Annotated in this window: 6 protein-coding genes and 1 pseudogene; 4 read left to right on the forward strand and 3 right to left on the reverse strand. The window is 45.9% G+C overall.

Going from position 1 to position 7,505, the window contains the following annotated elements:
• Window positions 1-52: 52 nt before the first annotated feature.
• Entirely contained in the window at window positions 53-820 is a 768-nt protein-coding gene (locus RMO35_RS02505) for an MlaE family lipid ABC transporter permease subunit (RefSeq protein ID WP_309738346.1), read from the reverse strand.
• 375 nt (window positions 821-1,195) lie between these two features.
• On the opposite strand from RMO35_RS02505, the gene glmU reads away from it, so the two are divergent.
• Window positions 1,196-2,554, forward strand: coding sequence for a bifunctional UDP-N-acetylglucosamine diphosphorylase/glucosamine-1-phosphate N-acetyltransferase GlmU (gene glmU, locus RMO35_RS02510; RefSeq protein WP_309738347.1), 1,359 nt, complete (start codon window positions 1,196-1,198; stop codon window positions 2,552-2,554).
• Between the two features lie 164 nt (window positions 2,555-2,718).
• Here glmU and RMO35_RS02515 read toward each other — a convergent pair whose 3' ends face one another.
• The gene (locus tag RMO35_RS02515) at window positions 2,719-3,027 is read right to left on the reverse strand and encodes a hypothetical protein (RefSeq protein WP_309738348.1); all 309 of its coding nucleotides are present in this window, start codon (window positions 3,025-3,027) and stop codon (window positions 2,719-2,721) included.
• Between the two features lie 392 nt (window positions 3,028-3,419).
• On the opposite strand from RMO35_RS02515, the gene RMO35_RS02520 reads away from it, so the two are divergent.
• Window positions 3,420-4,601: an MFS transporter gene (locus RMO35_RS02520; protein WP_309738349.1), complete on the forward strand. Its 1,182-nt coding sequence runs from the start codon at window positions 3,420-3,422 to the stop codon at window positions 4,599-4,601.
• Between the two features lie 10 nt (window positions 4,602-4,611).
• Here the strand turns inward: RMO35_RS02520 and RMO35_RS02525 are convergent, their stop codons facing one another.
• The gene (locus RMO35_RS02525; RefSeq protein WP_309738350.1) at window positions 4,612-5,523 is read right to left on the reverse strand and encodes a sugar ABC transporter permease; all 912 of its coding nucleotides are present in this window, start codon (window positions 5,521-5,523) and stop codon (window positions 4,612-4,614) included.
• Window positions 5,524-5,822: 299 nt separating this feature from the next.
• On the opposite strand from RMO35_RS02525, the gene truB reads away from it, so the two are divergent.
• Together truB and RMO35_RS02535 are read left to right on the forward strand one after the other, a co-directional pair.
• Complete coding sequence (truB, locus tag RMO35_RS02530) at window positions 5,823-6,728, forward strand: tRNA pseudouridine(55) synthase TruB (protein WP_309738351.1); 906 nt, start codon at window positions 5,823-5,825, stop codon at window positions 6,726-6,728.
• Window positions 6,729-6,848: 120 nt separating this feature from the next.
• Window positions 6,849-7,505 (forward strand): annotated as a pseudogene (locus RMO35_RS02535) (hypothetical protein); the annotation flags it as partial.

The raw sequence follows: 7,505 nt of genomic DNA on the forward strand, positions 1-7,505 counted from the left end.
TGTTCTATCTCCCCTCTCCCATCTCCCATCTGAACTAGATTTACGCCGTAGACTAAAGCGATTTAACAGCATTACCCGCACCTTGGAACATCACCCAGGACAGGAAAAAATTGGAGATGAAAATCGCCAGTAGCGAAGTGACAACCGCAGTTGTCGTCGATTGTCCGACTCCTTTAGCACCACCTGTGGTTGTCAAGCCCCAACTACAACCGATAATCGCGATTAACGCCCCGAAACAAACGGCTTTAATCGGTGCGCTACATAGATCCCAGCCATTCAAGAAATTGCGAGCGGAATCTAGAAATACTTGGGTTGGCAATCCAAAAATACTTGTAGCAACCAGTAAGCCACCAATCATCCCCGTGACGATCGATAAAATCGTTAGCAATGGCAACATAATACAGCACGCCACCAAGCGCGGAATTACCAAATAATCGACGGGATCTGTTTTGAGAATATACAGCGCGTCGATTTGTTCGCTAACTTTCATCGTGCCAATTTCGGCGGCAAATGCCGAACCCACCCGCCCAGCGACAACTACGGCTGTCAATACCGGAGCTAGTTCGCGAGTCAGCGCTAGGGATAAGACTCCACCTACGATCTGTCCCGCACCGATATTGATAAATTCTCGGGCTACCTGGATTGTAAACACCATGCCGATGGTTGTGGATGTCACCAGCGCAATTAGTAATGATTGTGGCCCGACTAGAGCCATTTGTTCGATAATATTGGGGTAATTAAACTTGCCCCTAAGAATATGCACGATCGCTTGTCCACCTAAGAACACCGCTGCAATGAGCCGTCTTAACCATACAGGCATATATCAATTTCAAGTTATCGATCGTCAGTAATACGATTATACGAGAAGCACGTTGGCAAAGCCTCTCTGAAAGAGAATCGCTGTAAAACAATCGATCGCCCCTGAAATGGTGTCTGAAAGGGTTGTTTGATGTGAATCTTAGATCCAAATCCCCCTAAATCCCCCTTAAAAAGGGGGACTAAGAAGTCCGGTTCCCCCCTTTCTAAGGGGGGCTAGGGGGGATTTCCAGGGTTTGTGCTTAACAGAATTGACTTTTCAAGCATCCCCTGAGTAGCTCGGATCGCAGGAACTTTATCAACGATCGCATTCATGTTTCAGGCAATGGGGTATTTTAAGAGAGGCTTTATTTAGTTTCCTTCGGTAGTAGTCATATTTATGGTAGCAGTAGCAATTCTGGCAGCGGGCAAAGGCACGCGAATGAGATCGGACTTACCCAAAGTATTACACTTACTGGGAGGACGATCGTTAGTCGAACGGGTATTAATCGGGTGTGGAGTGCTACAACCCGAACGCCAGTTAGCGATTGTCGGCTATCAAGCTCACCGCGTCAAAGCTGCGATGCTCGATTATCCCGATTTGGAGTTTGTCGAGCAAACCGAGCAACTCGGTACCGGACATGCTGTCCAACAACTACTTCCCCATTTGGCTGACTTTGAGGGCGATTTACTCGTCTTAAATGGAGATGTCCCCCTGCTGCGTCCGGAAACTCTCACAGCACTCTTGCAGACGCACCAGCAGCATCAAAATGCCGCAACGATACTTACAGCCCAATTAGCTCACCCCCAGGGGTACGGACGGGTATTTTGCGATAGTAATAATCTGCTCCAAGAAATCATCGAAGATCGCGACTGTACCGACATTCAACGTCAAAATCGCCGGGTGAATGCCGGGATTTATTGCTTTAACTGGCAAAAACTCCAGGCAGTTTTACCAAAATTGCAGAGCAATAACAGCCAGCAAGAATACTACATCACCGATGCCGTAAATTTTCTATCACCAGTGATGGTCTACGATGTCCCTGACGAGCGCGAGATTTTGGGGATTAACGATCGCCGCCAATTAGCGACTGCTTATCAAATCCTCCAATCGCGGATTAAAGATGACTGGATGGCTGCTGGGGTCACGATCGTCGATCCAGATAGCGTGACGATCGATGATACCGTCGAGATCGGTGTCGATGCGATTATCGAGCCGCAAACCCATCTCCGGGGTAATACTACCATCGGCAGCGGCAGCCGGATCGGGCCGGGGAGCCTGATTGAAAATAGTCAAATCGGTACCAATGTGACATTGATGTATTCCGTGGCGACCGATAGCTCGATCGGTAATAATGCAAATATCGGCCCCTTCGCCCATATCCGCCAACATGTTCAAGTTGGCGAATCCTGTCGCGTCGGTAACTTTGTCGAGTTGAAAAAGAGCGTACTCGGTGATAATACCAATGTCGCGCACCTATCCTATCTAGGCGATGCCACCATTGGGAAGCAAGTCAATATCGGTGCGGGCACCATTACCGTTAATTATGACGGTAAGCACAAGCATCAAACCACCATCGGTAATTTTACCCGGATTGGTTCTAATAACACTTTAGTCGCACCGCTAAATATCGGCTCTCAAGTGACGACAGCCGCTGGTTCGGCAATCGTCAGTGATGTCCCCGATGACTGTCTGGCGATCGCCCGATCGCATCAAACTATCAAACCTGGTTGGCGACCCAAATGGCAACAGGAGTAGGCTGGGAGCTAATGTAATGTGACTACGATCGAGATTGCAGCGAGCTGTAACTTAAACTGCTCGCTCCAGTTTTTAAGAATAATTAATTAGCGATCGATCGGAATAGAAATGTGGTGAAGCGACTGCCTCACGGCACATTCGCGATCGATTAAAGTGTCAAGAATTCACACATCTTGAGTCGAATAACTCGCCCGTGAATTCATCCCACTCCAGCAAGAATCAAACGCGATCGCGCACCAGAGCCATAGAGTTAGGATGAAGATCTTGCCAACTTCGATTAACAGTGATGCTGGTTGGATGTGAGTAGGTATTTTTACCGCACTGTGTTCCGAATTATTGATGGTCTTGAATCCTGAAATCTGAAAGCGAATGGTGTTGAGACTCGAACCACCAAAACCATTACCAGTCGGGAATGTTTGTCGAACTAACGGAGTTACAAACGCAGACGATCTCAAAAAGCGGGGGTGTAGCATAAGTTACTAGTCACGATCGGTAACAAATCGGGGAGAGGTATGCAAAATTGTCAGGCTAGGATAATTCAGCAGTATACATTGCTGTAACCCTTTGGTTTATGGATATAGTTAAATTTAGACCCAGAGCAATTTCTGGCGAATTGAGATGTCGCTCAAGTTCAAAAGCACTTATGAGTTGAAGAGCGATGAGGTTGCGCTCTATTCAATTCGATTTTAATCGAAATTGGTACAAATATTAATCCGAAGATTCCCCGATCTATTCACACAGCTTTGCGAACGGTATCCGTATTTACACCGATCTAAGTATATTTCCCGATCTAAAAGTAGGATTAGATTCTCCGATGGAGAGGCTCAGCCAACGGCTCTTTTTCAAATTCCTTACCCCAAATCTCATGAATCGTAGCTTCTGGATTATTGCACTGATTAATGTTATTAACTCACTGAGTTTCACGATTCTCATTCCCACAATTTATCAATATGGACGTGAATTTAATCTCAGTGATATTGAGACTAGCTTTCTGTTTGCCATCTTCTCGATCGCTCAATTTTTTGCGACACCAATTATTGGTAAATTATCCGATAGATTTGGTAGAAGACCACTACTAATTATTAGTTTAGTTGGGACGGTAGTTGGTAATCTACTCGCAGGGACAGCGCCAAATGCCGCAGTCTTATTTTTTGCCAGATTTCTCGATGGGGTGACTGGTGGTAATATCTCCGTCGCTCAAGCCGTCATCTCGGACGTAACCACACCAGCAAATCGCGCTAAAGGTTTTGGCATCTTCGGTGCTTCACTAGGTTTGGGGTTTGTGATGGGGCCTGTTTTAAGTTTGGTGGCTCAACAAAGATCGCTTGGTACGGCATTTTTAGTATCCGCTGCATTTGCGGCAATCGCTCTAGTTATTACGATATTCTTCTTGCCAGAAACATTGCCACAACGCGCCGATCTCGATACCAATATCTTCGATCTGGGGATGCGAGATTTGATTGAAGGTTTGTCCTTTCCCCGATTGGGAATTTTATTTATTATCAATCTCTGTGTCGGTACCACATTTACATTATTTACCTTTGCCTTTCAACCCTATTATCTAAATGTTTTACATCAAGATAGTAAATCATTGACACTATTATTTCTGGCGATCGGGGTTACTGGTGTTATAGTTCAAATTCAAGGCGTTAAAATTCTTACTAAATATTTAAGCTTAGTCAAAATCTTATTTGTAGGCTTATTTTTTAGAAGCTTGTCATTTATCTTGATGCCAGTTATCCCCGATATTCACTTCTTTCTAGTCATCGGTATGCTCTTCTCACTATTTAATTCATTAGTACAACCGATGATTAGCACCCTGATCTCACTCAATACCAGCCCTGAAGAACAAGGTAGAATGTCTGGTTTAAATGCTTCATACTTAAGTGCTGCCAACGGTATCGGCCCTATCATTGCGGGATTAATGGTAGACCGAAGCCATCCACTCACCTATGGCTATCCGCTATACTTAGCTGGTATTTGTACATTTATCGTCTTGTTTTTTGCCATTCGTAAACGGCATCAATACACGCCAAAAGCAGTTTGACAACTAGTAATTACTCTTGAGTCGAATTCTGTAACTGTAAATAGACCAAGCCAAATGTAAATAGCAGTAATACCATTGCCGCTGCCGCCGCATAGCCAAAATCAAATTGAGCGAAAGCTCGATCGTAGATATAGTAAACTAATAGATTAGTAGAATTGAGTGGGCCGCCACCAGTGATAATATATACTTGCTCGAAACTTTTGAGCGTAAAAATTGTCGTAGTAATCGCGGTAAAAATTAAAGTAGACTGAATCCCCGGTAGCGTAATATATAAAAATTGCTGCCAACCATTAGCACCATCTAATTCGGCAGCTTCATACCGCGTACTGGGAATAGCTTGCAATCCCGCTAAAAACACCACCAAATTAAAGCCGATCTGTTTCCAAATACTCACGAGGATGACTACAGGCATCGCCCATACCGAGTCACTCAGCCAAGAGATTTTATCGATGCCGAAATTAGCCAGCAGACTATTCATCGCGCCATCAGCCTGAAAGATCCAACGAAAACCCAATCCGGCTGCAACTAGTGAGACGATCGACGGAATAAAATAGATCGTCCGCAAGATCCCCGTAAATGCTAAATTACGATTGAGTAATGCCGCCAAACCCAGCGGGATAATCGTACTCGGAATCACCGTCCCGATCGTAAAATAAACAGTATTAAAAATAACTTGCCAAAAATCTGGCGTCAGCAGCAATCGTAAGTAATTTTTCAAACCAACCCAATGCACCCCCGCTCTAGTAAAACTCCCACCCGTAAAACTCAGGTAGCCCAAGTAGAGAATTGGGAACACTAAAAACAGACCTAATATAACTAATGCTGGCGCTAAAAACACGCCAGCCGCTACTTCATCTCGATCGATTAATTTCGCAAACCGTTCTAAAAAGTATCGATCTGATTTAGTTTTGCTCGCAATCATAATATGAGGTGGATGTAATTATTTGTAAAATAGATTGTGGCTGAAACCTAGATGGTGGGCACTGCCCACCCTACGCGATATCTAGCAATCATAATATGAGGTGGTTGCAATTATTTACAGAAGAGATCGTGCCTGAAACCTAGATGGTGGGCGGTGCCCACCCTACTACGCAATATCTTAATAATAGCCGAAAATGCTCGAATAGCCACTGAAGCTACCGCGATCGAGTTAAGCTGAAAATTCATGATAAATATCGATCTTAGCAACCCAAAATCTCAACATTACCTCTAATTACGCTTGTGGACGGATTTATTAACTTAAAGAAATTGCCAAACTGGACATCACATGATTGTGTTGCCAAAGTGCGGCGGATTTTACAGACCAAAAAAGTCGGACATGGTGGCACACTAGATCCAGCCGCAGTCGGCGTACTCCCGATCGCGATCGGGAAAGCCACGCGGCTATTAGAATACTTACCAACAGGCAAAGCGTATCGCGCCATCATCCGGCTGGGGGTGCAAACTACCACCGACGATCTCGAAGGCGAGGTGATTTACTCCGAACCAGTCACAGACATAGCTATCGAACAGATCCGCCACACACTTACCGAATTTATCGGCGACATCGTGCAGACACCGCCGATGTATAGCGCGATTCAAGTCAACGGACAAAGATTGTATAAACTCGCTCGCGCTGGCGAAGTCATCGAAGTACCCACCCGCCAGGTGAAGATCGATCGAATTGATATCCTGAATTGGACACCTGGAGACTTCCCCGAAGTGGAAGTGCAAATCGCTTGTGGTGGGGGCACATATATTCGCTCGATCGCCCGCGATTTGGGCACTAAGCTGGGCACGAGAGGAGTTTTGGCATTTTTAGAACGAAATGCCAGTTGTGGCTTGCAATTGGCAGATAGCATCACTCTAGAGGAACTCGAACAGCAACAACAAGCAGGTACTTTCAGACCGATTTCACCCGATCGAGCATTATCACATTTGCCCTCAGCTACACTCGTAGATGCGGAGCTAGTCAAATTCTGGAGTCAGGGCAAACAGTTGGCGCTTGCAGGCATCGAATTAACTCCCACAGCTTCACAGTTAGACGGGTATGTCAAAGTCATGAGTGCAGATGGTTGTCTAGGTATCGGCGAGATGAGATCGATCGATGGCATCCAACTCATCGTCCCTCAGAAGGTGCTGATTTAGGTAGTTGAGAATCTGGAGATCGATCGACCGCGATCGTGCCTAATGGTATGATAATTTTTCGACTCTTATATCTCAGAGTCAGAATTATTTGGTGCTTTCAATTTACCTTGAGGACGATCGATGGTTGCTTCAGTTGGCTCTGTTACGGATCTCGAACTTGTAGAGGCATTAGAAACCAATGCCGATCTGACTTTCGACTTACCCGATCCTGAAGACGAGGCAGTGGGTGACTTCGATTTTCAACAACGCATCGATGATGCGTGGACAGTCTGCGATAGATTCGATCTGCAAACCGAAATCTGGCGCGGGAGAATCCTGCGAGCCGTCCGCGACAAAGAAAAAAAAGGTGGTGACGGACGCGGACAAGGTTTTCTCAACTGGCTCAAAGATCGCGAACTGAGCAAAAGCCAAGCCTATGCTTGGATCGAACTTGCCAATAGTGCCGATACCCTCCTCGAAAATGGCGAACTTTCGCCCCTAGCACTCAAGAATTTTAGTAAACGCGCCTTCGTCGAAACCGCCAAATCTTCCCCAGAAGTCCAACAACTAGTCACTGACGCCGCCGAGCGTGGAGATAAGATTACCCGCCGCGAAGTCCGCCAACTCTCCGACGAATGGATGGCAATGAGTTCCGATCTGATTCCCGATGAAGTCAAAGAGCAAGCCGCATCTGGAGCCACTCCACCGCGCTTCATCGCGCCATTAGTCAAAGAAATGGAGAAACTACCTGAAGCCCACCAACTCGCCATCCGCGAAGAAATCGCCGCCAATCCCGAC

It is taken from the genome of Chamaesiphon sp. OTE_20_metabat_361, from assembly GCF_031364565.1.

Coding starts and splice junctions, on each gene's coding strand:
- glmU (WP_309738347.1), top strand. CDS start 1,196: ATGGTAGCAGTAGCAATTCTGGCAGCGGGCAAAGGCACGCGAATGAGA.
- RMO35_RS02525 (WP_309738350.1), bottom strand. CDS start 5,523: ATGATTGCGAGCAAAACTAAATCAGATCGATACTTTTTAGAACGGTTT.
- RMO35_RS02515 (WP_309738348.1), bottom strand. CDS start 3,027: ATGCTACACCCCCGCTTTTTGAGATCGTCTGCGTTTGTAACTCCGTTA.
- RMO35_RS02520 (WP_309738349.1), top strand. CDS start 3,420: ATGAATCGTAGCTTCTGGATTATTGCACTGATTAATGTTATTAACTCA.
- RMO35_RS02505 (WP_309738346.1), bottom strand. CDS start 820: ATGCCTGTATGGTTAAGACGGCTCATTGCAGCGGTGTTCTTAGGTGGA.